Annotated in this window: 23 protein-coding genes; 13 read left to right on the top strand and 10 right to left on the bottom strand. The window is 61.6% G+C overall.

Annotation, left to right across the window (positions count from 1 at the left end; translation table 11 throughout):
- Positions 1-15: 15 nt before the first annotated feature.
- The 6 genes from ptsP to ACP7EW_RS08145 all read right to left on the bottom strand — a co-directional run bounded on the left by ptsP (position 16) and on the right by ACP7EW_RS08145 (position 6,770).
- On the bottom strand, positions 16-2,526 hold the full coding sequence (ptsP, locus tag ACP7EW_RS08170; protein ID WP_426216304.1) for a phosphoenolpyruvate--protein phosphotransferase: 2,511 nt from the start codon (positions 2,524-2,526) through the stop codon (positions 16-18).
- 29 nt (positions 2,527-2,555) lie between these two features.
- Positions 2,556-3,566 carry an SIS domain-containing protein gene (locus ACP7EW_RS08165; RefSeq protein WP_016977702.1) on the bottom strand — a complete coding sequence of 337 codons (1,011 nt, stop codon included), beginning with the start codon at positions 3,564-3,566 and terminating at the stop codon, positions 2,556-2,558.
- A complete protein-coding gene (nagA, locus tag ACP7EW_RS08160; RefSeq protein ID WP_426216302.1) occupies positions 3,559-4,665 on the bottom strand; it encodes an N-acetylglucosamine-6-phosphate deacetylase in 1,107 nt (368 codons plus the stop codon). The genes ACP7EW_RS08165 and nagA overlap by 8 nt, the downstream gene beginning before the upstream one ends.
- 10 nt (positions 4,666-4,675) lie before the next feature.
- Positions 4,676-5,434 (bottom strand): GntR family transcriptional regulator, encoded by a 759-nt coding sequence (locus ACP7EW_RS08155; RefSeq protein ID WP_016977704.1) that lies wholly within the window; start codon positions 5,432-5,434, stop codon positions 4,676-4,678.
- Positions 5,435-5,697: 263 nt separating this feature from the next.
- Complete coding sequence (locus ACP7EW_RS08150) at positions 5,698-6,201, bottom strand: L,D-transpeptidase family protein (RefSeq protein ID WP_028617820.1); 504 nt, start codon at positions 6,199-6,201, stop codon at positions 5,698-5,700.
- A 20-nt stretch (positions 6,202-6,221) separates the two neighbouring features.
- Entirely contained in the window at positions 6,222-6,770 is a 549-nt protein-coding gene (locus ACP7EW_RS08145; RefSeq protein ID WP_038848657.1) for an NUDIX hydrolase, read from the bottom strand.
- Positions 6,771-6,919: 149 nt separating this feature from the next.
- On the opposite strand from ACP7EW_RS08145, the gene ACP7EW_RS08140 reads away from it, so the two are divergent.
- From ACP7EW_RS08140 to purT, 5 genes are all read left to right on the top strand, one after another.
- Complete coding sequence (locus tag ACP7EW_RS08140; RefSeq protein ID WP_033898592.1) at positions 6,920-7,522, top strand: CoA pyrophosphatase; 603 nt, start codon at positions 6,920-6,922, stop codon at positions 7,520-7,522.
- 36 nt (positions 7,523-7,558) lie between these two features.
- Positions 7,559-8,083: a gamma carbonic anhydrase family protein gene (locus ACP7EW_RS08135; RefSeq protein WP_028617818.1), complete on the top strand. Its 525-nt coding sequence runs from the start codon at positions 7,559-7,561 to the stop codon at positions 8,081-8,083.
- Positions 8,080-8,295, top strand: a complete 216-nt coding sequence (locus ACP7EW_RS08130; RefSeq protein WP_426216300.1) for a DUF1289 domain-containing protein — start codon at positions 8,080-8,082, stop codon at positions 8,293-8,295. Before ACP7EW_RS08135 ends, ACP7EW_RS08130 begins: the two co-directional genes overlap by 4 nt.
- A gap of 213 nt (positions 8,296-8,508) precedes the next feature.
- Positions 8,509-8,976 (top strand): preQ0 transporter, encoded by a 468-nt coding sequence (locus ACP7EW_RS08125; protein WP_426216298.1) that lies wholly within the window; start codon positions 8,509-8,511, stop codon positions 8,974-8,976.
- 69 nt (positions 8,977-9,045) lie between these two features.
- A complete protein-coding gene (gene purT / locus ACP7EW_RS08120; protein ID WP_065874562.1) occupies positions 9,046-10,227 on the top strand; it encodes a formate-dependent phosphoribosylglycinamide formyltransferase in 1,182 nt (393 codons plus the stop codon).
- Between the two features lie 66 nt (positions 10,228-10,293).
- Here purT and ACP7EW_RS08115 read toward each other — a convergent pair whose 3' ends face one another.
- The 3 genes from ACP7EW_RS08115 to ACP7EW_RS08105 all read right to left on the bottom strand — a co-directional run bounded on the left by ACP7EW_RS08115 (position 10,294) and on the right by ACP7EW_RS08105 (position 13,893).
- Positions 10,294-11,607 (bottom strand): MFS transporter, encoded by a 1,314-nt coding sequence (locus ACP7EW_RS08115; RefSeq protein ID WP_033898588.1) that lies wholly within the window; start codon positions 11,605-11,607, stop codon positions 10,294-10,296.
- Between the two features lie 222 nt (positions 11,608-11,829).
- Positions 11,830-13,068, bottom strand: coding sequence for a transporter associated domain-containing protein (locus tag ACP7EW_RS08110; protein ID WP_426216296.1), 1,239 nt, complete (start codon positions 13,066-13,068; stop codon positions 11,830-11,832).
- Between the two features lie 12 nt (positions 13,069-13,080).
- On the bottom strand, positions 13,081-13,893 hold the full coding sequence (locus ACP7EW_RS08105) for a cytochrome C assembly family protein (RefSeq protein WP_016977712.1): 813 nt from the start codon (positions 13,891-13,893) through the stop codon (positions 13,081-13,083).
- Between the two features lie 220 nt (positions 13,894-14,113).
- On the opposite strand from ACP7EW_RS08105, the gene ffh reads away from it, so the two are divergent.
- The 6 genes from ffh to ACP7EW_RS08075 all read left to right on the top strand — a co-directional run bounded on the left by ffh (position 14,114) and on the right by ACP7EW_RS08075 (position 18,181).
- Complete coding sequence (gene ffh / locus ACP7EW_RS08100) at positions 14,114-15,490, top strand: signal recognition particle protein (RefSeq protein ID WP_003193965.1); 1,377 nt, start codon at positions 14,114-14,116, stop codon at positions 15,488-15,490.
- 250 nt (positions 15,491-15,740) lie between these two features.
- Positions 15,741-15,992 carry a 30S ribosomal protein S16 gene (gene rpsP / locus ACP7EW_RS08095; protein WP_003175899.1) on the top strand — a complete coding sequence of 84 codons (252 nt, stop codon included), beginning with the start codon at positions 15,741-15,743 and terminating at the stop codon, positions 15,990-15,992.
- A 5-nt stretch (positions 15,993-15,997) separates the two neighbouring features.
- Positions 15,998-16,534 (top strand): ribosome maturation factor RimM, encoded by a 537-nt coding sequence (rimM, locus tag ACP7EW_RS08090; RefSeq protein ID WP_016977713.1) that lies wholly within the window; start codon positions 15,998-16,000, stop codon positions 16,532-16,534.
- Positions 16,516-17,289: a tRNA (guanosine(37)-N1)-methyltransferase TrmD gene (gene trmD, locus ACP7EW_RS08085; protein ID WP_426216293.1), complete on the top strand. Its 774-nt coding sequence runs from the start codon at positions 16,516-16,518 to the stop codon at positions 17,287-17,289. The genes rimM and trmD overlap by 19 nt, the downstream gene beginning before the upstream one ends.
- 45 nt (positions 17,290-17,334) lie before the next feature.
- A complete protein-coding gene (rplS, locus tag ACP7EW_RS08080; RefSeq protein ID WP_003175895.1) occupies positions 17,335-17,685 on the top strand; it encodes a 50S ribosomal protein L19 in 351 nt (116 codons plus the stop codon).
- An 82-nt stretch (positions 17,686-17,767) separates the two neighbouring features.
- Positions 17,768-18,181 carry an acyl-CoA thioesterase gene (locus ACP7EW_RS08075; RefSeq protein ID WP_016977715.1) on the top strand — a complete coding sequence of 138 codons (414 nt, stop codon included), beginning with the start codon at positions 17,768-17,770 and terminating at the stop codon, positions 18,179-18,181.
- Here ACP7EW_RS08075 and ACP7EW_RS08070 read toward each other — a convergent pair whose 3' ends face one another.
- A complete protein-coding gene (locus ACP7EW_RS08070; protein WP_426216291.1) occupies positions 18,182-19,990 on the bottom strand; it encodes a cation:proton antiporter in 1,809 nt (602 codons plus the stop codon).
- A gap of 107 nt (positions 19,991-20,097) precedes the next feature.
- Here ACP7EW_RS08070 and xerD point away from each other — a divergent pair, with 107 nt between their 5' ends.
- Both xerD and ACP7EW_RS08060 read left to right on the top strand, forming a co-directional pair.
- Positions 20,098-20,994 carry a site-specific tyrosine recombinase XerD gene (gene xerD / locus ACP7EW_RS08065; protein WP_016977717.1) on the top strand — a complete coding sequence of 299 codons (897 nt, stop codon included), beginning with the start codon at positions 20,098-20,100 and terminating at the stop codon, positions 20,992-20,994.
- A 142-nt stretch (positions 20,995-21,136) separates the two neighbouring features.
- The gene (locus tag ACP7EW_RS08060) at positions 21,137-21,868 is read left to right on the top strand and encodes a thioredoxin fold domain-containing protein (protein WP_010207987.1); all 732 of its coding nucleotides are present in this window, start codon (positions 21,137-21,139) and stop codon (positions 21,866-21,868) included.
- The last annotated feature ends 6 nt before the right edge of the window (positions 21,869-21,874 follow it).

The following is a 21,874-nucleotide window of genomic DNA, read 5'->3' as shown; positions in this document are numbered from 1 at the left end:
TTTTTCTTGTTGTTGTCAGCTCAGCGGCCAGTGGTGTTGACAGGCTTGGCGAACGGCCTTGGCGCTGCTCAGGTCGAGCAGGCCTTGGCTCAATTGCCGGCATTGCGCCGCGTCCAGGTGGCGGACGCGGTCCTTGATCTCTCCGATCTGCGGCGGGCTCACCGACAGCTCGCTGACCCCCAGGCCGACCAGTACCGGCGTGGCCAGCGGGTCGGAGGCGAGGGCGCCGCACACGCCGACCCAGCGCCCGTGTTTCGCAGCGCCTGCACATGTCTGCGCGATCAGTCGCAGCAGCGCCGGGTGTAGCGCATCGACGCGGGCGGCGAGGCCGGCGTGGTCGCGGTCCATGGCCAGGGTGTATTGGGACAGGTCATTGGTGCCGATGGACAGGAAGTCCGCGTGCTTGGCCAATTGCTCGGCCATCAGCGCGGCGGCGGGGACTTCGATCATCACGCCCAGTTCGGGGCGTTGGGTCAGTTCCAGCTCTACGCACAACTCATCCAGGCGCTGGCGGATCTGCAGCAGCTCATCCACTTCACTGACCATCGGCAACAGGATGCGGCAGCGCTCCAGTGGGGAGACCTGCAGCAGGGCACGCAGTTGCTGGTCGAGCACTTCCGGGCGCACCTGGGCCAGGCGAATGCCGCGCAGGCCCAGCACCGGATTCGCTTCGACTGGCAGCGGCAGGTAATCGAGTTGCTTGTCGCCGCCCACGTCGATGGTGCGGATGATCACGGATTTATCGCCCATGGCATCGAGCACTGCCTGATAGGCGTGGCGTTGTTCCTGTTCATCCGGCGCGGTGCGGCGGTCGACGAAGAGAAACTCAGTACGCAATAGGCCGACGCCATCGGCGCCGTTTTCAAAGGCCACCTGGGCTTCGGCACTGGACGCAACATTGGCGGCCACTTCGACGGTCACGCCATCAGTGGTACGCGCCGGCTGTTGGGCCTGGGCCTGCTGTTGCTGGCGACGCAGTTTCTGTGCGTCGCGAATCTGGTGCACTTCGGCGTGGCGTGCGTCGCTGGGCGCCAATTCCAGGCGGCCGTTGGCGGCGTCCAGCACTACGCGTTGGCCTTGGGGCACGTCGAGGACTTCGGCGCCCAACGCAACCACACAGGGCAAACCTTTGCCGCGCGCCAGGATCGCCACGTGAGAGGTGGCGCCGCCTTCTGCCATACAAATGCCCACGGCCTGTTGCGCACTCAGTTGCAGTAAGTCAGACGGGGTCAGTTCATGGGCGCTGACAATCGACCCGGCGGGCAATTCGAAATGCCAGGCTTCACCCAGCAACGCACGCAGTACCCGTTGTTGCAAATCCCGCAGATCGTTGGCGCGTTCGGCAAACAGCGGTTTGCCTAGGGCCAGCAGTACCGTGCATTGCGCCTGGATTGCATCGCGCCAGGCGTGAGTGGCTGCGCTGCCTTGTTCAATCGAACCGGTCGCGGCTTCCAGCAGGTTAGGGTCTTCCATCAGCGCGAGGTGGGCGGCGAAGATGTCCTCTTCTTCGACGTTGTTGCGCTGGCGCGCTTGATCCAGAGTCATGCGGATTTCGCTGCGCACTTGCTCCAGGGCGGTGTCCAGGCGTTGCAGTTGTTCGTCGGCGGCGTGGTTGCCAGTGTCTGCCGGCAGTTCGATACCGGTCAGGCGGAACAACGGCCCGCAGACCAGGCCCGGCGCAGCACACACACCTTGCAACACGCCGGCCTCGGTATTTGCCCGACGAGGTGCAGCAATAACAGGCGCGTGGTGTTCTTCCTTGATGGCGGCGGACAACGCCGCGACCAAGGCCTGCAACGCGGCGTCGGCATCTTTGCCGCGACAGCTCACACGTACCTCATCCCCTTCGCCAATACCCAGTCCCAACAAGCCAATCAGGCTGTCACACGAAGCGGATTTGTCACCGAAATGCAGCTGCGCCTGGCTGCTGAAACCCTGGGCCGTCTTGCGGATCAACGCCGCCGGGCGCGCATGCAAACCGCCGCGATGGGTGATGCGCACGCTGGCGCTGACTTCAGCGTCCGAGTTATCCACAGCGGTTTGAACCGCTGCCGTCGAACGCGCCACGACCTGCAACAACGGCTCACCCACCTTGACCGATTGCCCGGCTACCGAACGCAATTCAAAGCGCTCGCCATTGGTCAGGATGATCAGGCTGACCAGGCTCTTGCACTGGCGCGCAATGCGGTCCAGGTCAAACTGCACCAACGCCTGGCCCTTGCTCACCCGTGCGCCTTCCTTCACCAGCAAGGCAAAGCCTTCGCCATTCAGTTCCACCGTATCGATGCCCACATGCATCAACACCTCGGCACCGTTCTCGGCGCGAATCGTCAGGGCGTGCCCGGTGCGTGCGACATGGATGATCACGCCGTCACAGGGTGCATGCAGGCAATCGTTCAGGGGGTCGATGGCAATACCATCGCCCATGGCGTGGCTTGCGAACACTTCGTCGGGAACGTTGCCCAGGGTCAGCACGGGCCCGCTTAGCGGGGCGCTGAGGGTCAATTGATTATTGTTGTAGGACATGGGCACGGTACTCATCAGGAAAGCGCGACTCAGTGAGTGCGGGTAACTTTGCTCAGGTGACGCGGCTGGTCCGGGTCCATGCCCCGGGCCTCTGCCAAACCTGCCGCCATCACGTAGAAACTCTGGATCGCCAGGATCGGGTCCAGGGTCGGGTGTTCGGCGCGGCTCAGGGTCAGGTCGCGCTCGACGATATCGTCCGGCGCAGCCAGCAATACACGGGCACCGCGTTGGCGCATGTCGGCGGCCAGGCTCAGCAGGCCGGCTTGCTCGGCGCCGCGCGGGGCGAACACCAGCAGCGGGTAGTTGTCACCAATCAGGGCCATCGGCCCGTGACGCACCTCCGCGCTGCTGAAGGCTTCGGCCTGGATCGCCGAGGTTTCCTTGAGCTTGAGTGCAGCTTCCTGGGCGATGGCGAAACCGGCGCCGCGGCCGATGACCATCAATTGCTGGCAGTCGCGCAGGGCGTCGATGGCAACCGTCCAATCTTGCTGGGCGGCGGCACGCAGGTCATCGGGCAGAGCGCGGCAGGCTTGCAGCAACTCGGTTTCCTGATTCCAGTGGCCGATCAACTGCGCGCTGGCGCTGAGGGTGGCGATAAAACTTTTGGTCGCGGCCACGCTGTGTTCTGGCCCGGCGCACAGCGGCACATGGAATTCGCAGGCGGCTTCCAAGGGCGAGTCTTCGGCGTTGACCAGCGAAATACTCAGGGCCCCGCGCTTGCGTAGCAGACGCAGGCTGTTGACCAAGTCCGGACTTTGCCCCGACTGGGAGAAGCCAAACGCCACCTGGCCGCTGACTTTCATCGGCGCTTGCAACAAGGTCACCACTGACATCGGCAACGATGCCACCGGAATGCCGACGTGCTGCATGGTCAGGTAGGCGAAATAGCTGGCGGCATGGTCCGAGCTGCCACGGGCGATGGTCATCGCCACTTGCGGCGGCTGGCGGCGCAGGCGGCCGGCGATTTCTTCCAGCGCCGGGTCCAGGCGTTGCAGTTGGGCGGCGACGGCGTCGCAGGAGGCCAGGGCCTCTTCAAGCATTTTTGAAGTCAATGGTTTCTCCTTCGACCATTACGTCGGTGAGTGTCAGGGAGCGGTCCAGGCGCACGCAGTCGGCAAAGCTGCCGGGTTGCAGGCGGCCGCGTTCTTCCAGGCCCAGGTAGTCCGCAGGAAATTGCGACAGGCGTTGTGAGGCTTCGCTGATGGGCAGGCCGATCTTCACCAGGTTGCGCAGCGCCTGGTCCATGGTCAGCGTGCTGCCGGCCAGGGTGCCGTCGGCCAGGCGCACGCCGCCCAGGCATTTGGTCACGGTGTGGCTGCCCAGCTTGTATTCACCGTCGGGCATGCCGGCGGCGGCGGTGGAATCGGTGACGCAATACAGGCACGGGATCGAGCGCAAGGCCACGCGCATGGCGCCGGGGTGCACGTGGAGCAGATCCGGGATCAATTCGGCGTATTGGGCGTGGGCCAACGCGGCGCCGACGATGCCCGGCTCGCGATGATGCAACGGGCTCATCGCATTGTACAAATGGGTAAAGCTGGTGGCCCCGGCGGCTAGGGCAGCGACGCCTTCTTCGTAGCTGCCCAGGGTGTGGCCGATCTGCATGCGCACGCCGCGTTCGCTGAGGGCGCGGATCAGGGCATCGTGGCCGGCGATTTCCGGTGCGATGGTGATCACGCGGATCGGCGCCAGGCGCAGGTAGGCTTCCACTTCGGCCATCAACGCGGTGTGGGCGAAGTTGGGCTGGGCGCCGAGTTTTCCAGGATTGATGTAGGGCCCTTCCAGATGCACCCCGAGTACACGTGCGCTGCCGGTAGGACGTTGCTCGCAGAAGGTGCCGAGCTGGCCGAGTACGCGGGAGATTTCCTCCACCGGAGCGGTCATGGTGGTGGCCAGCAACGAGGTGGTACCAAAGCGCACATGGGTGCGGGTGATGGTCTCGAAGGCATCGCGGCCTTCCATGATGTCCGCGCCGCCACCGCCGTGCACGTGCAGGTCGATAAAGCCCGGCAGCAAGTAGGGCAGATCGTTTTCAGCCGGGTCGCAGGGCGTACCTTCGATGGCGACGACCTTGCCGTGTTCGTGCACCAGGCGGCCGCGAATCCAGCCGCTGGGCGTGAGGATGTTGTCTTCGGACATGGGCAGTTCTCTAAATTCGCAGTTCAGCGGAATAGTCGTGGCGACGCAGTTCTGCGACGAAGTCGTAGTAGTCGTTGCGGCAATAGGTGTCGGTGATTTCGATCGGCGTGTTGTCGGCGGTGTAGCCGACCCGGGTCATCAGCAGCATGGCGGTGCCGGGGGCGATGCCGACCAGCTTGGCGAACTCGTCCGAGGCGTTGATCGCCTGGATATGCTGCAGGGCGCGCACCACCGGTTTGCCGATGCCTTCCAGGTATTCGTACAACGAGTGGCCGATGGCTTGTGGCTGTGGCAGCACCGAGGCGGGCATGGTGGTCATTTCAATCGCCATCACCGTGTCATCCGCCTTACGCAAGCGCTTGAGGCGCGCCACTTTGTCGGCGGGCGACAGGCCCAGGCGGATCATCTCTTCGTGGGTCGGCTGAGTCAGCTCACGCTCCAGCCATTGGGAGCTGGGCACAAAACCCTTGAGCCGCAGCATCTCGCTGAACCCCGACAAGCGCGACAGCGGCTGTTCCAGGCGTGGCGAAATATACGTGCCGGAACCTTGGTTGCGGCGGATCAGCCCTTGGGCAAACAACACTTCCAACGCTTTGCGTGCGGTGACGCGCGAAATGCTCAATTGCTCGCTGAGTACGCGTTCTGACGGCAGTGCCTGCTCGGACGTCCACTGGCCGGCGTGAATCGCCGCTTCCAGTTTGCGCGCCAATTGCAGGTACAGCGGCGTGGATTGTTTGTCGTCGGGGCGCAGGGCCAGGATGGGATTCATCGTTCAGGTTTCCGATGCGGTTATTGGAGTGTTGTCGCCCGGTATGGGCCGGAAATTAATACCACTTAAATACCATGTCAATGCAGCCAAAACGGTGCAAGCATTGGTTTCAGGGCCCCGCAATGGGGCCTGGTATCAAGTGGTATTAGAGAGGTCTTTATTGCGCGCAGAACGGCGCAGCCCGCGGGGGTGAACTGGTATTCACTGGCGGGCGCGGGGCAGGGCAGGATTTTTTTTCGAATTATTTTACGAACGGTACGGGATTACGGACGAATCTCGATGAGGGTGCCGTCTTTGACCAGGTTCCACACTTCGCGCATGTCCACGTTGCGCATGCCGATGCAGCCGTCGGTCCAGTCCAGGGTGTGGAACCACTGTTCCGGGTAATCCTCGGTGTCGGGGGTGCCGTGGATCATGATCATGCTGCCGGGCTTCACGCCTTCGCGGCGAGCGCGGGCGGCGTCGCTGATGTTCGGGTAGGAGATGTGCATGGCCAGGTTGAAGCGGTCGCTGGTCTTGCGCCAGTCGATCCAGTACAGGCCCTCTGGCGTGCGGCGGTCGCCCTCGATCAGCTTGTGGCCCTTGGGGTTCTTGCCCAGGGAAATGCGGTAGGTCTTGAACGGTTTGCCGTCGTTGATCAACTGCAACTGATGGGCGGACTTGAGCACCAGCACTTTTTCCACAGGCTTGCCGCCCAGGGTTTGCACCGTGGAGGCTGGCGACAGCGTGGTGAACGACAGGCAGAGCAGGGCAAGCACCCAACGCATCAAAGACGGTATCCCTCGTGTCATGGCGCGGGCTTGCCCATGGGTGGCACGGCCTCGCTGCGCACCGGGAACGACTGTTGCCTGCGGTCAGCGAAAAAGTATTCCAAAGTACGCCCGACCGTGCGGAAAGCCAGCTCGGACCAAGGGATGTCGGCTTCGTCGAACAGCTGCACTTCCAGGCTCTCGGGGCCGGCGGCGAAGTCCAGGTCGAGCAGGTCGGCGCGGTAGAAAATATGCACCTGATTGATGTGCGGCACGTCGATCAGCGTATAGATATTCAAGTTGTGCACGCGGGCGCAGGCTTCTTCCAGGGTTTCGCGCATCGCGGCCTGTTCCACGGTCTCGCCGTTTTCCATGAAGCCGGCGGGCAGGGTCCAGTAGCCCAGGCGCGGTTCGATGGCACGGCGGCACAGCAGCACTTTATCGCCCCACACGGGCACGGTGCCGGCGACGATATTGGGGTTCTGGTAGTGGATGGTCGAGCAGTGATCACACACAAAGCGCAGGCGGCCGTCGCCTTCGGGGATGCGCTGGGTAACCGGTTTACCGCACTGGCTGCAGAAATTCATGCTGGGGTTCCTGGAAAGTGCGTCTATCTTGGCGTGGCAGGCAGGGCGCTGCAACAAGTTGTCGTTTAGCGACACGGCGCGGGTTTTGGGGTTGGGCACCCGCGAGCTTTGGTGCATGATGCAAGGTAGCCAACAGACCGAGATGACTCATGCTGGACGAGCTACTTCGCCGGGTAAGCAATCACACCCCCCATACGCTTGAGACCGACGGGCGTTTCCCCGAGGCCGCGGTGCTGGTGCCGATTACCCGCAGTGACGAACCTGAGCTGATCCTGACCCTGCGCGCCAGTGGCCTGTCGACCCATGGTGGCGAAGTGGCCTTTCCCGGTGGACGCCGTGACCCCGAAGACCCTGACCTGATTTTCACCGCGCTGCGCGAGGCTGAAGAAGAGATTGGCCTGCCGCCCGGCCTGGTGGAAGTCATCGGCCCGCTCAGCCCATTGATCTCCCTGCATGGCATTCGGGTTACGCCGTATGTCGGCGTCATCCCCGATTACGTCGAATACCTGGCCAACGATGCCGAAATTGCTGCCGTCTTCAGCGTGCCTTTGGACTTCTTCCGACAGGACCCGCGCGAACATACCCACAGGATCGATTACCAGGGCCGTAGTTGGTACGTGCCGAGCTATCGATTCGGCGAATACAAGATCTGGGGGCTGACGGCGATCATGATCGTCGAGTTGATCAATTTGCTCTATGACGACGCCCAGATCAGCCTGCACCAACCCCCCAAGAGTTTCATCAACATCTAAGCCATCGCTTGAATGGCAACGCCGTGAGGAAACACCATGAAATACCGCCTGGGCGACGCCCGCGTCGAGACGCATCCACACAGCTGGGTGGCACCGAATGCCACGCTGGTGGGCAAGGTCAAGCTGGAGGAGGGCGCCAACGTCTGGTTCAACGCGGTGTTGCGTGGCGACAACGAACTGATCCTGATTGGCAAGAACAGCAACGTGCAGGACGGTAGCGTGATGCACACCGACATGGGCTACCCGCTGACCCTGGGCACCGGCGTGACCATTGGCCATAACGCGATGTTGCATGGTTGCACGGTGGATGATTACAGCCTGATCGGCATCAACGCGGTGATCCTCAACGGCGCCAAGATCGGCAAGCATTGCATCATCGGCGCCAATTCGCTGATCGGTGAAGGCAAGGAAATTCCTGATGGTTCGCTGGTGATGGGCTCGCCGGGCAAGGTGGTGCGTGAATTGACCGACGCGCAGAAACGTATGCTTGAAGCCAGCGCCGCGCACTATGTGCACAACTCGCAGCGTTATGCGCGTGACCTGGTCGAGCAGGAAGAATGAACCCGACTGAACGCCCCGTTGCGTCGCCGTGCGTGAGCATTTGTGCGCTGGACGATGACGATATTTGCACCGGCTGCCAGCGCACGGTGGATGAGATTACGCGTTGGAGCCGCATGGACAATGCCGAGCGCCGGGTGGTGTTGGGGTTGTGCCATGAGCGGGCGGTGGCGAGTGGGTTGGTGTGGATGATGCCCGGAAAAAGCAGCGTCTGACTGTAGGCTTTCTGTGACAAGTGTTTTTTTGTGGCGAGCGGGCTTGCCCCGCGTTGGGTGGCGTAGCCGCCCCAATAAGCCCAACGCAGTGTGCCTGATATGTCCCGGTGGCAGGTTGTAGGGCTGCTGCGCAGCCCAGCGCGGGGCAAGCCCGCTCGCCACAAAGGTTGCGGTGCATTACCCTGTGCGCCATCACCCACAGGCCCATCCCCCATGCTCTTCCTGATCGCCTACATCAGCAGCGTCGTGCTGATCAACTTCGCCTTCTCCACCGCCCCGCACCTGGACGTCATCTGGTCCGCCTGGGGTGGCCTGGTCTTTATCCTGCGCGACATGGTGCAAACCCGCTTCGGCCACGGCGCGATCATCGCCATGCTGGCTGCACTGGTGCTGTCGTACGTCACGTCCGACCCGGCCATCGCCCTGGCCAGCGCCACGGCGTTCGCGGTGTCCGAGTGCATCGACTGGCTGGTGTTCAGCATCACCAAGCGCCCGCTGCACGATCGGCTGTGGATCAGTTCGGCGCTGAGCATTCCCCTCGACACTTTTATCTTCTTCGGCCTGATCGGCGCGTTGACGCCTGCGGTCGCCGGCACTGCGCTGGTGTCGAAATTCGCCGGGGTCACGGTGGTGTGGCTGGTCATGGCCTGGCGCATCCGCAAGCGCGCTGTCGCCAACTGAGGCCAATTGCTGCAGTTCATGTAAAATGCCGGCCTTTCTCCCAATGATCCGCTCCCCTGAGGACCTGAGATGACCCGAATCGGAACTCCATTGTCGCCAACCGCGACCCGCGTTTTGCTGTGTGGCTGCGGTGAGCTGGGCAAGGAAGTGGTAATCGAACTGCAACGCCTGGGCGTTGAAGTGATTGCCGTGGATCGCTACGCCAATGCGCCGGCCATGCAGGTGGCGCACCGTAGCCATGTGATTAACATGCTCGACGGCGCCGCGCTGCGTGCGGTGATCGAGGCCGAGAAACCGCACTTCATCGTGCCGGAAATCGAAGCCATCGCCACCGCCACCCTGGTAGAACTGGAAGCCGAAGGCTTCACCGTGATCCCGACCGCGCGCGCCACTTCGCTGACCATGAACCGTGAAGGCATCCGCCGCCTGGCCGCTGAAGAGCTGGACCTGCCGACCTCGCCGTACCACTTCGCCGATACGTTCGAAGACTACAGCAAGGCCGTGCAAGACCTGGGCTTCCCGTGCGTGGTCAAGCCAGTGATGAGTTCGTCGGGCAAGGGCCAGAGCCTCTTGCGCAGCGCTGATGACGTGCAGAAAGCCTGGGACTACGCCCAGGAAGGTGGCCGTGCCGGCAAAGGCCGCGTGATCATTGAAGGCTTTATCGACTTCGACTATGAAATCACCCTGCTGACTGTGCGTCATGTCGGCGGCACCACGTTCTGCGCACCGGTTGGCCATCGTCAGGAGAAGGGCGACTACCAGGAATCCTGGCAGCCGCAGGCCATGAGCCCGATTGCCTTGGCCGAATCCGAGCGCGTTGCCAAGGCAGTGACCGAGTCACTGGGTGGGCGTGGCCTGTTTGGCGTTGAGCTGTTCATCAAGGGTGATCAGGTGTGGTTCAGCGAAGTCTCGCCGCGCCCGCATGACACCGGTTTGGTGACCCTGATTTCCCAGGACCTGTCGCAGTTTGCCCTGCACGCTCGCGCCATCTTGGGCTTGCCGATCCCGTTGATCCGTCAGTTCGGGCCTTCGGCTTCGGCGGTGATCCTTGTGGAAGGGCAGTCGACTCAGACGGCGTTCGCCAACCTTGGCGCGGCATTGAGCGAGCCGGACACGGCGTTGCGTCTGTTTGGTAAGCCGGAAGTGAATGGCCAGCGTCGGATGGGTGTGGCGTTGGCGCGGGATGAGTCGATTGAAGCGGCTCGTGCTAAAGCGACCCGTGCTTCGAAGGCTGTTGTTGTAGAGCTGTAACCGCGTCGCGTCTATCGCCGGCAAACCAGCTCCTGTAGGAGCCGGCTTGCCGGCGAAAGCGGTCTATCAGACGACCTTGTTCAAATCATTGTCCCGCGTCTCTTTCAGGCACAGCACAGCAATCAAGCTGAGCAACGCTGCCGCCGACACATACCCACCGACATAACTCAGCCCTCCCATCGCCACCAGCTTGGTCGCGAAGAACGGTGCGGCCGACGCGCCCACAATCCCCCCCAGGTTATACGCCGCCGAAGCACCGGTATAACGCACGCGGGTCGGGAACAGCTCCGGCAGCATGGCGCCCATCGGCGCGAAGGTCACGCCCATCAGGAACAGCTCCAAGGCCAGGAACAGCGCTACGGCCCACGTCGAGCCGTGGGTCAGCAGCGGCTCCATGGTGAAGCCTGACAGGATCGCCAGGATCGCGCCGACAATCAGCACCGGCTTGCGCCCGTAGCGGTCGCTGGCCAAGGCCGCCAATGGCGTCGCCAGTCCCATGAACAGCACCGCAAAGCACAGCAGGCCGAGGAAGGTCTCGCGGCTGTAGCCCAAGGTTGAAACGCCGTAACTCAGGGAGAATGCGGTGGTGATGTAGAACAGCGCATAACACACCACCATCGACGCAGCGCCCAGCAACACCGGCAGCCAATGCTGGCTGAACAATTCCACCAGCGGCACCTTGACCGGCGCTTCCTTGGCGACGGCGTTGGCGAACACGGGCGTCTCGTGCAGCTTCAGCCGTGCATACAGACCAACCATCACCAGCGCAGCGCTTAGGATGAACGGGATGCGCCAGCCCCAGCTGCGGAATTGTTCGTCGTTCAGGCTCATGGCCAGGATCAGGAACAGACCGTTGGCCGCCAGGAAGCCGATCGAAGGGCCCAGCTGCGGGAACATGCCGAACCAGGCACGTTTGCCCTTGGGCGCATTCTCGGTCGCCAGCAGCGCCGCGCCGCCCCATTCACCGCCCAAGCCCAGGCCCTGGCCGAAACGCAGCACGCACAAGAGGATCGGCGCCCAGGCCCCGATGCTGTCATAGCCGGGCAGTAAGCCTATCAGCGTGGTACACACGCCCATCAGCAGCAAGGACGCCACCAGTGTGGACTTACGCCCGATGCGGTCGCCAAAGTGGCCGAACAGCGCCGAGCCCAGCGGGCGGGCGATAAAGGCGATACCAAACGTCAGGAACGACGCCAGCATCTGTGCGGTGCCGGAGGTCTGCGGGAAGAACACCGGGCCGATCACCAGCGCAGCGGCCGTGGCGTAGATATAGAAGTCGTAGAACTCGATGGCGGTGCCGACGATGCTCGCCGTGGCGACCCGTGCGGTCGAGTTGGTCGGGGCGGCGGCGGGCGCGGCCTCGTTATACGTGGTGCTCATGGTGGTGTCCCTGATGGTCATTGCGCGTTTGGACGCGGATTATTATTGGTCGAACACCCATGGATCAGGGTTGTGCGCGGGAGGGCTCGGGATGGGAGCGAACACCGGTCAGACACGATAAAGCGGTGCCTGGACACGCTGGGTGCGGGTAGCACGCGGTCGGGCGCGGCTCTGGTAAGCCGCCCCGATTATAGGAAGGGGTTTGCGGATCCAACAAGGGGGTTAAACGGCGACCGGCATCCGGCTGGTGTGCCAGATCAGCACCTTGCTCACGCGGTTGTCCTCGGTCTCGAGGATTTCGAGGCGATAGCGTCCGATTTTCAGGCATACCGCGCAATCGGGAATGGTCTCCAGCGCTTCGGTGACCAGGCCATTGAGGGTCTTGGGGCCGTCGCTGGGCAGGTGCCAGTTCAGGCTTTTGTTCAGCTCGCGGATCGAGGCGGCGCCATCGATGATGTAGCGGCCGTCCGGCTGGGGCTCGATGTGCGGGTTGTCGGCGCTCTGTTCGCTTTCGAATTCGCCGACGATTTCTTCGAGGATATCTTCCAGGGTCACGATACCCAGCACTTCGCCGTATTCATCCACCACCATGCCCAGGCGCCGCTGCTGCTTGTGGAAGTTCAGCAGTTGCAGTTGCAGGGGCGTGCTTTCCGGGACGAAGTAGGGTTCGTGGCAGGCAGCGAGCAACGCCTCTTTGGTCAGGCTGGCGTCGGGCAGCAGGTGTTGGATCTGCCGGGTATTGAGCACCGCCTGGACCTGGTTGATGTCACTGTGGAACACCGGCAGGCGCGTGCGCTGGGAGGTGCGCAGTTGCTCGATGATTGCTTCGATCGAGTCATCCAGGTTGATACCGTCCACTTCGCTGCGTGGCACCAGGATGTCGTTGACGGTGATGTTGTCCAGGGCGTGGATGCCGGGCATGCCTGGGGTGCGGCTTTCGTCGGATTCGGCTTCCGGCTCGTCGTCATGGTCGGGCAGCGGTTCGTCGCTCTTTTTCACGATGCCGGATTTACGTGCGAACGGGCGCAGCAGCAACAGGCTGATGCCATTGAGCAGCCAGGCCAGCGGGTAAAGGATTTTCAGCGGCACGCCCAACAGCGTATTGCCAAAGCCCAGCACGGCCTGCGGATGGCGGACGGCGAGGGCGCGGGGCAGGTAGTCAGCCAGTATCAACAGGATCGCGCAGGAAATCATCCAGCCCAGCCAAGGCCCATTCTGCGCCCAGGCGTAGATAGCCAGCAGCGTGCAGAGGATCACCACGGCGGCGCGACACAGGCTGTTGCACAAGATCAGGCTGTTGCGCGGGAAGCTCAGGCGGGCGGCGGCCTTGTCGCCCTGGCGTGTGCCGGGGCGCAGGGCCAGCAGGTGTTGTTGCGCGGCTTCGATGGCGGTGAACAATGCGGCCCATAAGACCAGCAGGGCGATTACCGCGAGCATTGGCTCCAGGGGCAAGTTGTCCATGATGGCTGCCCGTCAGATATGCAGGATGTATTCGCGGACCAGCTTGCTGCCGAAATAGGCCAGCATCAGCAGGCAGAAACCGGCCAGGGTCCAGCGGATCGCCTTGTGTCCGCGCCAGCCGAGGCGGTTGCGGCCCCACAGCAACACGCTGAACACCACCCAGGCCAGGCACGCCAGCAGGGTCTTGTGCACCAGGTGCTGGGCGAACAGGTTTTCGACGAACAGCCAGCCGGAGATCAGCGACAGCGACAGCAGCGTCCAACCGGCCCACAGGAAGCCGAACAGCAGGCTTTCCATGGTTTGCAGCGGCGGGAAGTTCTTGATCAGCCCCGAGGGGTGCTTGTGCTTGAGCTGGTGGTCTTGCAGCAGCAGGAGCAGGGCCTGGAACACCGCGATGGTGAACATGCCGTAGGCCAGGATCGACAGCAGGATATGCGCGAGGATGCCCGGTTCTTCATCAATCACTTGCACCGTGCCGGTCGGGGCGAATTGCGCCATCAGCACCGTCAGCATGCCCAGCGGGAATAGCAGCACCAGCAGATTCTCGACGGGAATCCGGTAGCAGGCCAGCAGGGTCAATGCGATGACGGCGGCTGCGATCAGGCTGGCGGCACTGAAAAAATCCAGGCCCAGGCCGACGGGGGTCATCAAATGGGTAAACAGGCTGGCAGCATGGGCCAGCAGGGCGAGCACACCCAAGCCGACGAGCAGGCGTTTGTCCGCCTTGGCGCCTTGGGCCAGACGAGTGCCCTGGTAGAGAGTCGCAGCGGCATACAAAATGGCGGCGGCGAGGCTGGGTAGCAAACTGGGTGACAAAGGGAGCATAAATCCTGTTAGGCAAGCCCGAAAGGCGCTGAGTTTGGCATACCCCCGCGTAACACGAAAGACTCTCAGGCCAGACAGCGGGTGTGCATGGCGGCAGTCTTCGCTATAATCCGCGACCTGCCCACGCCGCAGGCTCGCCGAGCGCTGTTTTTAATAGCGATTTACCACAGCCTGGGCCGCCATTACCTCGGTCTATGAATAGGGCCTGAAAGGATCGCGCATGTTTGAAAATCTGACTGACCGTCTCTCGCAGACGCTGCGCCACGTCACCGGCAAGGCCAAGCTGACCGAGGACAATATTAAAGACACCCTGCGCGAAGTGCGCATGGCGTTGCTGGAAGCCGACGTCGCCTTGCCGGTGGTGAAGGACTTCGTTAACTCGGTCAAAGAGCGCGCGGTAGGCACCGAAGTGTCCCGCAGCCTGACACCGGGCCAGGCGTTCGTGAAGATTGTCCAGGCCGAACTCGAAAGCCTGATGGGCGCGGCCAACGAAGATTTGAACCTCAGCGCCGTGCCACCGGCCGTGGTGCTGATGGCCGGTCTGCAGGGTGCGGGTAAGACCACCACCGCTGGCAAGTTGGCGCGCTTCCTTAAAGAGCGCAAGAAGAAGTCCGTGATGGTGGTGTCGGCTGACGTCTACCGTCCGGCCGCTATCAAGCAGTTGGAAATGCTCGCGGGCGAAGTGGGCGTGACCTTCTTCCCGTCCGACCTGAGCCAGAAGCCGGTCGACATCGCCAACGCGGCTATTAAAGAAGCCAAGCTGAAATTCATCGACGTGGTCATCGTCGATACCGCCGGTCGCCTGCACATCGACGAAGAGATGATGGGCGAGATCAAGGCGCTGCATGCCGCGATCAACCCGGTCGAGACGCTGTTCGTGGTCGACGCCATGACCGGCCAGGATGCGGCCAACACCGCCAAGGCCTTTGGTGATGCGCTGCCACTGACCGGCGTGATCCTGACCAAGGTCGACGGTGACGCCCGTGGCGGTGCCGCGCTGTCGGTACGTGCCATCACCGGCAAGCCGATCAAGTTCATCGGTATGGGCGAGAAGAGCGAAGCGCTCGAACCGTTCCACCCGGAGCGTATCGCCTCGCGCATCCTCGGCATGGGCGACGTGCTCAGCCTGATCGAACAGGCCGAAGCTACCCTCGACAAGGACAAGGCCGATAAACTGGCCAAGAAGCTGAAGAAGGGCAAGGGCTTCGACCTCGAAGACTTCCGCGACCAGCTGCAACAGATGAAGAACATGGGCGGCCTCGGCGGCCTGATGGACAAGCTGCCGAACATCGGCGGTGTGAACCTGGCGCAGATGGGCAATGCCCAGGGTGCGGCAGAGAAGCAGTTCAAGCAGATGGAAGCCATCATCAATTCCATGACCCCGGCCGAGCGCCGCGACCCTGAGCTGATCAGCGGTTCGCGCAAACGCCGGATCGCCATGGGTTCCGGCACCCAGGTGCAGGACATCGGTCGCTTGATCAAGCAGCACAAGCAGATGCAGAAGATGATGAAGAAATTCTCCGCAAAAGGCGGAATGGCCAAGATGATGCGCGGCATGGGCGGTATGTTGCCCGGCGGCGGTATGCCCAAAATGTAAAGAATTCGAGCAAAAGCCCGCTTTTGCTCCGACCCACAAGGACGTGGGATCTCCAGCAAACCCGCCGTTGGCGGGCGCTGACTCGCCGTTTTAACCGACGGCTCTATAGCAGATCTGAGTGGCACGCTGATAGGCGCCAGAAAAAGACATTTGCAAAAGTCCGGATATTCCTTAGAATATGCGGCCTTTCGGGCACCTATGCCCGCTGTGCATTTAGATTTGCAGCACCGACTACAGGAACGATGTTCACATGCTAACAATCCGTCTTGCCCTTGGCGGCTCCAAAAAGCGCCCGTTTTACCACTTGACCGTAACCGACAGCCGCAACCCGCGTGACGGTTCGCACAAGGAACAGGTTGGTTTCTTCAACCCTGTTGCTCGTGGTCAAGAAGTTCGTCTGTCCGTGAACCAAGAGCGCGTAGCCTACTGGCTGAGCGTGGGTGCACAGCCATCCGAGCGCGTTGCAAAACTGTTGAAGGACTCGGCTAAGGCCGCAGCCTGAGCAATATGAACGCGACGCCAGCTGTTGCTGATGATTTGATCGTTATCGGCAAGATTTACTCTGTTCATGGCGTTCGCGGCGAAGTGAAGGTGTATTCCTTTACTGATCCGACTGAAAACCTGTTGCAGTACAAGACCTGGACGCTCAAGCGCGAAGGTAGTGTGAAGCAGGTTGAGCTGGTCAGTGGACGCGGGAGCGACAAGTTCCTGGTCGCAAAGCTCAAGGGTCTTGATGACCGTGAAGAAGCTCGTCTTCTGGCCGGTTATGAGATCTGCGTGCCGCGCAACCTGTTCCCTGAATTGACCGACGGCGAGTACTACTGGTACCAGCTGGAAGGTCTGAAGGTTATTGATCAACTCGGGCAATTGTTCGGGAAAATCGATCATCTTCTGGAAACCGGCGCCAATGATGTAATGGTGGTCAAGCCTTGCGCTGGCAGCCTGGATGATCGCGAACGCCTGTTGCCCTATACGGCGCAATGCGTGTTGGCCGTCGACCTGGTCGCGGGCGAGATGAAGGTGGAATGGGACGCGGACTTCTAAGCGTGGCTAATTTGCGCATTGAAGTGATCAGTTTGTTTCCCGAGATGTTTTCCGCCATCAGCGAGTACGGCATCACCAGTCGGGCGGTGAAACAGGGGCTGTTGCAGCTCACCTGTTGGAACCCGCGAGACTACACGACGGATCGACATCACACTGTAGACGATCGCCCATTTGGCGGTGGTCCGGGCATGGTGATGAAGATCAAGCCCCTGGAAGACGCGTTGGTTCAGGCCAAGGCTGCCGCCGGGGAGAGGGCGAAGGTAATTTACCTGTCCCCTCAAGGCCGTCAGCTGAAACAGGCTGGGGTCCGCGAACTGGCGAATGAGGAAGCACTGATCCTGATTGCCGGTCGTTATGAAGGCATTGACGAGCGTTTTATTGAAGCTCATGTCGATGAAGAGTGGTCGATTGGGGACTATGTCCTGTCTGGCGGCGAGCTGCCGGCGATGGTCCTGATAGATGCGGTTACACGACTGCTGCCTGGAGCTTTAGGGCATGCGGACTCCGCGGAGGAAGATTCCTTCACGGATGGTTTGCTGGATTGCCCGCACTACACCCGACCGGAGGTGTATGCGGATCAGCGTGTTCCCGACGTATTGCTAAGTGGCAATCACGCACACATCCGGCGTTGGCGTTTACAGCAGTCCCTTGGTCGGACCTATGAACGACGCGCCGATCTTCTGGAAAGCCGCTCGCTTTCTGGAGAAGAGAAGAAGCTGCTCGAGGAATACATCCTCGCGCGGGACGATAGTTAACAACGTATCGATGGTAGGTCCATTGACTTACCTTAGGAGCACAGCATGACTAACAAAATCATCCTTGCACTCGAAGCAGAGCAGATGACCAAAGAGATCCCTACCTTTGCCCCGGGCGACACCATTGTCGTTCAGGTGAAAGTGAAGGAAGGCGACCGTTCGCGTCTGCAAGCGTTCGAAGGCGTGGTAATCGCCAAGCGTAACCGTGGTGTGAACAGTGCTTTCACTGTTCGTAAAATCTCCAACGGTGTTGGCGTAGAGCGTACTTTCCAGACCTACAGCCCGCAAATCGACAGCATGGCCGTCAAGCGTCGCGGTGACGTACGTAAAGCCAAGCTGTACTACCTGCGTGACCTGTCCGGTAAAGCAGCTCGCATCAAGGAAAAACTGGCTTAAGTCCAGCTTCCTGATGCAGAAAAAAGCAGCCTACGGGCTGCTTTTTTGTGCCTGAAATTTGTCTATCTGCCGGTATTTGTCCATGACCACCCGCCTCGAAGAAATCCAGCGCCGCACCGACCTGTCCGTGACCCACGTGACCAAGGCCGTGTTCCCGCCGACCACCAACCACCACAACACCTTGTTTGGCGGCACCGCCTTGGCCTGGATGGATGAAGTGTCGTTCATTACGGCCACCCGTTTCTGTCGCCTGCCGCTGGTGACGGTCTCCACCGACCGCATCGACTTCAACCACGCGATCCCGGCCGGCTCCATCGTTGAGCTGATCGGCCGCGTGATCAAGGTCGGCAACACCAGCCTCAAGGTTGAAGTGGAAGTGTTCGTCGAGAGCATGAGCGCCGATGGTCGCGAGAAGGCGATCCAGGGCGTGTTCAGCTTTGTCGCGATTGACGCCGACAAACGCCCTGTACCGGTATTGCCTGGGTTTGCCGACTGATCAGCCGGTTGTGTGGTTCTCGGGTTGGATCACCGCAAGCAAGGTCCAACCGGCTACGGGCTTCACACTGCTGTCCGGGGTGACCACATGCACCCACCCGCTGACATCTCGGGCAAACAGCAGCGTGGCGCGTTCCCCATGGAGCGTTTGGTATTGCTCCCAGCCGAAGCCCTCTGTGAGATGCGTGCTATACAGCTCGGCGCCTTGGCCCAACAGGCTGGCGAGCTTGGTGTAACTCAAGGGTTGACTGCCCAGCAACTGGCCACGGTGCTCATGGCTGGCCCGGTGTTTATCGGTGCGGCGGCTCTCCTGGCTGCTGCTCAGGGTGAACAGGCGGTGGCCGAAGTCGTGACGAAAACGCATGGCGGCCAGGGTGTTCAGTTCGCCGGACGGGGAGAGCGCCAGCAAATGCCCAAGCCCAACCAGGTCCAGGTGCGATTCGGCATGCTGGGAGGCCGGGTTGCCGAAATAGGTGGGAAGCCCTTCCATCCGACTGGCGCGGATATTTTCCCAGCTTGAGTCCGTCAGCAGCACGCGGCTGCCAAGTTGCTGCAAGGCCTTGCCAAGGATGCGTGCCGGGCCGTTCGCGCCGACGATCAGAAAGCCACTGGGGGCGGGCTCGGCGACTTTCAGCAGGCGGGCCAAGGGACGTGCGGTCGCGCTTTGCAGCACCACGGTGCCGATGATCACCGCAAAGGTGAGTGGCACCAACAGCAGCGCACCTGCGTGCCCGGCTTCATCCAGGCGAATCGCAAAGATTGCCGACACCGCAGCCGCCACAATCCCGCGCGGGGCGATCCATGCCAGCAGCGCGCGCTCCCGCCAATTCAGTTTCGAACCGACGGTCGACAGCGCGACATTTAAAGGGCGGGCGATGAATTGAATGATCAGCAACAGGATCAATACGAACGGTCCCAGCGCAATCAAGGCGTTCAAGTCCAGGCGTGCCGCCAGCAGGATAAACAGGCCGGAAATCAGCAGCACGCTGAGGTTCTCCTTGAAGTGCAGAATGTGCCGCACATCCACGCCCTTCATGTTGGCCATCCACATGCCCATCAGGGTCACCGCCAGCAAGCCGGATTCATGCATGACTTCGTTGGAGGCGATAAATACCCCCAGCACCCCGGCCAGCGTCGCCAGGTTATGCAGGTATTCCGGCAACCACTGCCGCCGCATGATCTGCCCCAATACCCAGCCGCCAGCTATCCCGAACAGGCTGCCGCAGACGATCACCCCGCCGAAGGTCAGCAGGCTATGGCTCAAGCCATCGCCGGAAGCGCGGCTGATGATGAAGCTGTACACCACGACGGCCAGCAGGGCGCCGATAGGGTCAATGACAATGCCTTCCCAGCGCAGGATGTTGGCGATGGAGGCCTTGGGGCGCACCACGCGCAACATGGGAACGATGACGGTCGGGCCTGTGACCAAGGTCAGCGTGCCGAACAGCAGTGCGAGCATCCAGTCGAAACCCAGCAGCCAGTGAGTCGCCAAGGTGATCACCGCCCAGGTCGACAGCGCGCCAAGCGTGACCAGGCGATGCACCACGCTGCCGATTTCCTTCCATTCCGACAGGTGCAGGGTCAGGCTGCCCTCAAACAGGATCAGCGCCACCGCCAGCGACACCAGTGGCATCAGCAGCGGGCCGAACATTTCCTGAGGGTCGAGCCAGCCCAGTACCGGTCCTGCCAGAATCCCAGTCAGTAACAGGAACAGAATGGCCGGCAGTTTCAGGCGCCAGGCCAGCCATTGGCAGCCGAGTGCGGCCACGCCAATGCCGCCGAAGGCCAGCAAAATCTGTTGTTCGTTCATTAAAGCTTCCTGTTCCTTGAAATAGCGGGCTATGAAAGACTAGTGACCCTAATCACAGTTCACTAATTAATTGCCGCAAAGCCCCGTGCCGCGTCGCTTGAGTGCCCATGCCTGCCATTGATCACCTGCTTATCGACCGTTTTCTCGACGCCCTCTGGCTGGAAAAAGGCCTGTCGGACAATACACGCCAGGCCTACCGCAGTGACCTGGCCCTGTTCAACGGTTGGCTGCAGGAGAAAAACCTCGAGCTGATCAATGCTGGGCGCGAGCTGATTCTCGACCACCTGGCCTGGCGCCTTGAGCAAAACTACAAGCCACGTTCCACGGCGAGATTTCTCTCCGGAGTGCGTGGCTTTTATCGCTATCTGTTGCGTGAAAAGTTGATAGCGGTGGATCCGACTCTACAAGTCGACATGCCGCAATTAGGTAGGCCTCTTCCTAAGTCTCTGTCAGAAACTGACGTGGAGGCCTTACTGGCCGCCCCCGACCTCAGCGAAGCCATCGGCCAACGCGACCGCGCCATGCTGGAGGTTCTATACGCCTGTGGCCTGCGGGTGACCGAGTTGATCAGCCTGACCCTGGAGCAAGTTAACCTGCGCCAGGGCGTGCTGCGGGTAATGGGTAAGGGCAGCAAGGAAAGGCTGGTGCCCATGGGCGAGGAGGCGATTGTGTGGGTCGAGCGCTATATGCGTGATGCGCGCAGTGAGCTGCTGGGCGGACGGCCCAGCGACGTATTGTTTCCCAGCCTGCGCGGCGAGCAGATGACCCGGCAGACCTTCTGGCATCGCATCAAGCACCAGGCGAAGGTTGCGGGGATCGGCAAGACCCTGTCGCCGCACACCTTGCGTCATGCCTTCGCCACGCATCTGCTCAACCACGGTGCGGATTTGCGCGTGGTGCAGATGCTGCTCGGCCACAGCGACTTATCCACAACCCAGATCTACACCCACGTTGCCCGAGCCCGTTTGCAGGATATGCACGCCAAGCACCACCCACGCGGCTGAAAACCGCCAATTTATCCCGCCACGGGCTGCCCTGCGGCCCAACTGTGGTAGGCTTTGCCGGTTAGCAAAGGGGACGGCCCATGCCCGAGTTTTCACATCGGCGCTACTGCTCCCGTCCCTGCATCTGCCTTCAGGAGTTCCCATGCGCTTGACCCAGATTATTGCCGCCGCAGCCATTGCGTTGGTTTCCACCTTTGCGTTTGCCGATGACGCTGCCGAGCAGACCATTCGCAAAAGCCTGGCCAACCTGCAACTCGATACCCCGATCGAAAGCATCAGCGCCAGCCCGATGGCCGGCCTGTATGAAGTCAAGCTCAAGGGCAGCCGCGTGTTGTACGCCAGTGCCGACGGCCAGTACATCGTCCAGGGCTACCTGTTCCAGTTGAAGGACGGCAAGCCGGTCAACCTCACCGAGAAAGCCGAGCGCCTGGGCGTGTCCAAGCTGATCAACGGCATCCCGGTAGCGGAAACCGTGGTTTACCCGGCCATCGGCGAGACCAAGACCCACATCACCGTGTTCACCGACACCACCTGCCCGTACTGTCACAAGCTGCACGCCGAAGTGCCGGCGTTGAACAAGCTGGGCGTGGAAGTCCGCTACGTGGCGTTCCCGCGCCAGGGCCTGGGTTCGCCGGGTGACGAGCAGCTGCAAGCGGTGTGGTGCTCGGCCGACAAGAAAGCCGCCATGGACAAGATGGTCGATGGCAAGGAAATCAAGGCGGCCAAATGTGCCAACCCGGTTTCCAAGCAGTTCGCCCTGGGGCAGTCCATCGGCGTGAACGGTACACCGGCCATCGTTTTGGCTGACGGCCAAGTGATTCCGGGCTACCAGCCGGCACCACAAGTTGCCAAACTGGCGCTCAGTGCCAAATAAATCGTT

The sequence above is a fragment of the Pseudomonas sp. DWRC2-2 genome (assembly GCF_049897885.1).
In the GTDB taxonomy this organism is placed as follows: domain Bacteria; phylum Pseudomonadota; class Gammaproteobacteria; order Pseudomonadales; family Pseudomonadaceae; genus Aquipseudomonas; species Aquipseudomonas azotoformans_A.
This window is presented reverse-complemented; position numbering and strand designations above follow the sequence as displayed.

Coding starts and splice junctions, on each gene's coding strand:
- ACP7EW_RS08125 (WP_426216298.1), top strand. CDS start 8,509: ATGCTCTTCCTGATCGCCTACATCAGCAGCGTCGTGCTGATCAACTTC.
- rpsP (WP_003175899.1), top strand. CDS start 15,741: ATGCTAACAATCCGTCTTGCCCTTGGCGGCTCCAAAAAGCGCCCGTTT.
- ACP7EW_RS08135 (WP_028617818.1), top strand. CDS start 7,559: ATGAAATACCGCCTGGGCGACGCCCGCGTCGAGACGCATCCACACAGC.
- ACP7EW_RS08110 (WP_426216296.1), bottom strand. CDS start 13,068: ATGGACAACTTGCCCCTGGAGCCAATGCTCGCGGTAATCGCCCTGCTG.
- purT (WP_065874562.1), top strand. CDS start 9,046: ATGACCCGAATCGGAACTCCATTGTCGCCAACCGCGACCCGCGTTTTG.
- ACP7EW_RS08145 (WP_038848657.1), bottom strand. CDS start 6,770: ATGAATTTCTGCAGCCAGTGCGGTAAACCGGTTACCCAGCGCATCCCC.
- ACP7EW_RS08150 (WP_028617820.1), bottom strand. CDS start 6,201: ATGCGTTGGGTGCTTGCCCTGCTCTGCCTGTCGTTCACCACGCTGTCG.
- nagA (WP_426216302.1), bottom strand. CDS start 4,665: ATGTCCGAAGACAACATCCTCACGCCCAGCGGCTGGATTCGCGGCCGC.
- ACP7EW_RS08130 (WP_426216300.1), top strand. CDS start 8,080: ATGAACCCGACTGAACGCCCCGTTGCGTCGCCGTGCGTGAGCATTTGT.
- ptsP (WP_426216304.1), bottom strand. CDS start 2,526: ATGTCCTACAACAATAATCAATTGACCCTCAGCGCCCCGCTAAGCGGG.
- ACP7EW_RS08165 (WP_016977702.1), bottom strand. CDS start 3,566: ATGCTTGAAGAGGCCCTGGCCTCCTGCGACGCCGTCGCCGCCCAACTG.
- trmD (WP_426216293.1), top strand. CDS start 16,516: ATGGGACGCGGACTTCTAAGCGTGGCTAATTTGCGCATTGAAGTGATC.
- ACP7EW_RS08070 (WP_426216291.1), bottom strand. CDS start 19,990: ATGAACGAACAACAGATTTTGCTGGCCTTCGGCGGCATTGGCGTGGCC.
- ACP7EW_RS08105 (WP_016977712.1), bottom strand. CDS start 13,893: ATGCTCCCTTTGTCACCCAGTTTGCTACCCAGCCTCGCCGCCGCCATT.
- ACP7EW_RS08115 (WP_033898588.1), bottom strand. CDS start 11,607: ATGAGCACCACGTATAACGAGGCCGCGCCCGCCGCCGCCCCGACCAAC.
- ACP7EW_RS08075 (WP_016977715.1), top strand. CDS start 17,768: ATGACCACCCGCCTCGAAGAAATCCAGCGCCGCACCGACCTGTCCGTG.
- ACP7EW_RS08060 (WP_010207987.1), top strand. CDS start 21,137: ATGCGCTTGACCCAGATTATTGCCGCCGCAGCCATTGCGTTGGTTTCC.
- ffh (WP_003193965.1), top strand. CDS start 14,114: ATGTTTGAAAATCTGACTGACCGTCTCTCGCAGACGCTGCGCCACGTC.
- ACP7EW_RS08140 (WP_033898592.1), top strand. CDS start 6,920: ATGCTGGACGAGCTACTTCGCCGGGTAAGCAATCACACCCCCCATACG.
- ACP7EW_RS08155 (WP_016977704.1), bottom strand. CDS start 5,434: ATGAATCCCATCCTGGCCCTGCGCCCCGACGACAAACAATCCACGCCG.
- rplS (WP_003175895.1), top strand. CDS start 17,335: ATGACTAACAAAATCATCCTTGCACTCGAAGCAGAGCAGATGACCAAA.
- xerD (WP_016977717.1), top strand. CDS start 20,098: ATGCCTGCCATTGATCACCTGCTTATCGACCGTTTTCTCGACGCCCTC.
- rimM (WP_016977713.1), top strand. CDS start 15,998: ATGAACGCGACGCCAGCTGTTGCTGATGATTTGATCGTTATCGGCAAG.